Raw genomic sequence first — 3,512 nt, 5'->3', positions numbered from 1 at the left:
GTAGCATCTGCAAGCATTATATTAATTGATTTTTCTTTATAAAATCCATCATTTTTGCGGTTACTTTTTCACTGAACTTCTCTGCTTTATTTTTATACTTTGGTTCTATCATAGGCCAATCCTTCATAGCCTCTCTGATAATACCTAGGTCATCGGATTCTAACTTGCTCATGCAGCGATACACTGTGTTTAAAAGCTCCATTTTATAGATATCATTGTTTATAAATGGCTCCTGATGAATCGAAAGAATTTGATTTAACGAAGTTATATATGATCTGTTTTCATTTAAATTAATCCAGTTTTGCAATTCCTTTTTTGCTTCCGGTTTGACTCTATAAACCTTTCTACCATTTTCAAGTTTAAATTTATAAATGAAAGGGTTAGTCTCAATATTTTCAGCAATAGTATCTGAGAACATGCCCCAGGGTCTTTCTTTAAATTTCACTTTCTCTAACCGCTCTTCTTTTAAAATTTGCTGAAGATTACTCATTGTCTTTTGAATCCCAGTTTTACCATGAGTTCTTCCGGTTGTCTCCTCTTCAATTAATTGAACAGCTGCAATCTCTTTGTAAAAATTCAAGTTTTCAAAAAGAGAATCTACGAAATTTGAATTCTTCCTATAGCCTTCGTTATCCTCCGCTGCGATATTGAACTCATTATCAACTTCCTTATATGCTTCTTTAATGCCCACCTGCCCATTCATAAGCATTGGTAATAGCCAATCGCGGAGTTCGGCGAGTCGTTGGTTTTCTTTTGAACAAACTATAATTTTATCGTGTAATGGATCAACAATTTCTTTAAAATCATCTAACACTTGTTCATTTGGAATACAAACTTTTAATCCAAAAAGTTCATTTTTTGTAATAGCTCCAAAAGTAGTTCCTGATGCATTTTTTCGGTCAAAAATTTGCTTAAAATAGACCATTTGACTCCATAGATATGATATTGAACCTTTCTTTTCCCTTAATGCAGCAAGACCACGACCTATACAGCAATCCTCCATTGCTTGGTTAATTGTTCCAACAGGTGCTCTAACGGATAATAAAATATCTCCCTCTTGAGCCATTCTCGACGGCTCTGTTGTGTATTGCCGAACAGCTGGAAATCTTAGACCAAAATCGGTTGAGCCTTGGTAAAAAACAGTGCCTATCTCTTCCTGATTATAAGAACTTCCAGCTGGTGACTGCCCCATCGTTATTTCTGCAATATCAGATAAAGTTCCATCTTCCCATCCTTTAGGTATCTCACGTTTTAATTCGGCATTATAGACCATTTTACCGCTGGAAGCTTTATATGGTTTTCCGGCTAACCTCGGTTTGCCGATGGATGCTGCATAAGCTTTTGACATTGGGAAATCAAACTGTACAAACCAAAAATCATACACTAACTTGGCCATTGCCTCTAACTGCTGATTGATTTTTTGGTTGACTTCTATTTTTTCATTTAAAACTCCTAAAAATTCGCATATACCCTTTCTTTTTAGCTTTTCAGGCAATTTGAACTCTACATTGAAAAGTCTTAACTTATCAAGCTCCCCCTGACCTGTACTGCCATCCATAAAAGTTTGAATAAATAACTCTTCATTATAAAAAGAATAAGAAAAGGATTCTGCTAAGTAAAAATCCTCTATCCTTAATATTAAGATGTGACTATCTGTAATAACTGTTTCGTCTTTTGGTAGATCTCTGACAAAACAACATCTGCCCGCTGTACCTTGTCCAGTAGAATTAAATAGAATATCCCCAATTCTCAATATTTTTTTTTCACTAAACTTTTTATTCCCGTCGTGAAATCTTGAAAATTTATAATCTATAGAATTATTTCGTATACACTTTTGATTTAGAACAATTATATCACTTTCATCTACATATTTTGGAGTTATTCCTTTCAAAGAATCCACTACATAATCCCCTAACCTATACCAACTATTCATAAGAAAGGTTTTCTAAATTATGAACTATTTTATTTTCAAGTCTTGTTGAATCTAGAAATAGGTTTTTAATATTACTCTTGTGCTCATTAATAAGGTTATTGTATTCTTCAAAGGAAATTTCTTGATAATCAATCTTCACTTCAAAATATTGCCCGGCACTTAGGGAATAATTTTTGGATTTGATTTCATCATAATCTACCGCAATGGAAAAATCATCTACAGCTTCTTTATTAACAAATGTTTTGATGATGTGTTTTTCTTCGTCTTTAGACAGAACTGTTTTTTGCGCTTTGCCTTCTTTTATGCTCGTTCCTAAATTACTGGCATCAATAAGTACTACTTTGCCATCGTTGGCTTTATCAAAAAACACAATAGAAACATTGGTTCCCGTAGTGGCAAAAATATTTGAAGGCATACTTACCACCCCGGCCAGCATTTTGTTTTCTACCAGTTGTTGGCGTATTTTTTTATCAATCCCGGATTGTGCCGTAATAAATCCAGTTGGAACAACAACGGCGGCCTTACCACCGTCAGCCAGTGAAAACATAATATGTTGTAAAAACATACTATAAATAGCCATTTTGTTTTTGGCCTTTTTGGGAACATTCGGGATACCTGCAAAAAAACGATCCTGGTTTATTTTTTTCTTTAATTCATCAACGTCGTCACTAAAGTCTAATTTAAATGGCGGGTTACTTACGATATAATTAAACTTACGTAAACGTCCATTCTCCCTATGAAAAGGAGCTGTCATAGTGTTACCTTGTATCACATTTCCAATACTATGTACAAGGTTGTTAAGAATTAAATTTAGTCTTAAAAGGTTTGATGATTTTTGAGAAATATCCTGGGAATATACGGTACACTTTTTAGGACCAATAGAATGTGCCAGATTCATTAGCAAGGTCCCGCTTCCCGCACTTGGATCATAAATAGTAACATCTGATACCGACTCGGGAACCAAGATGGCTGCCATTATTTTTGAGACTGAATGAGGCGTATAATATTCCGCATATTTTCCTCCACTATCATTATTATAGTCTTTAATAAGGTATTCAAAAATCGTCGAAAAGAAATCAAATCCTTCTTCCATGATGCCTTCGAAATTGACATTCACCAATTTATTAATAATCGCCCGTGCAAAATCATCACGTTTACTTGAATCCTTTACAAATTCGGTAATGCGATCAAACAACTGAATTTTAGATCCTCCACCGGTGGTAACAGAAAATATTGCCGAGTTTTTTTGGCTAATGTCTATAAGAGTATCATCTAAAGTTTTCGCAAACTCCGGGTCATTCTGCCTATTAAATAAATAAGTAATAAAATGCCGTGGAAATAAAAAAGCTGCATTAGATTCTAATTCAAACTCAAGTAAGCGGTATTCATCATCGTCCATTTTGGCAAGTTCTTCCTGCCAGTTTTCTCCTTCTGTCAGAGCAGGTTTTACTTTTTTAAGCTGGTCTGTGAATTTATCGTTTAAATATTTATATAAAAATGCTTGAGTAATGATATCAAATTCACTACTACTATTCCCTAAACCGTAACCTGCGCAAACAGCCTTCAGGTCATCAATAAG

At 34.4% G+C, this 3,512-nt stretch carries 2 protein-coding genes; both read right to left on the bottom strand.

The window, feature by feature from the left end; all coding sequences use genetic code 11:
* Positions 1-16: 16 nt before the first annotated feature.
* Positions 17-1,933 carry a restriction endonuclease subunit S gene (locus tag RM529_RS16455; protein ID WP_311485828.1) on the bottom strand — a complete coding sequence of 639 codons (1,917 nt, stop codon included), beginning with the start codon at positions 1,931-1,933 and terminating at the stop codon, positions 17-19.
* On the bottom strand, positions 1,926-3,512 hold a 1,587-nt coding region (locus tag RM529_RS16450; protein ID WP_311485827.1), incomplete at its 5' end, for an HsdM family class I SAM-dependent methyltransferase. The genes RM529_RS16455 and RM529_RS16450, both read right to left, overlap by 8 nt.

The organism is Autumnicola edwardsiae (genome assembly GCF_031846505.1).
Lineage (GTDB): Bacteria > Bacteroidota > Bacteroidia > Flavobacteriales > Flavobacteriaceae > Autumnicola > Autumnicola edwardsiae.
Note: the sequence above shows the minus strand (reverse complement) of the source record. Positions and strands in the feature narration are given on the sequence as shown.

Coding starts and splice junctions, on each gene's coding strand:
- RM529_RS16455 (WP_311485828.1), bottom strand. CDS start 1,933: ATGAATAGTTGGTATAGGTTAGGGGATTATGTAGTGGATTCTTTGAAA.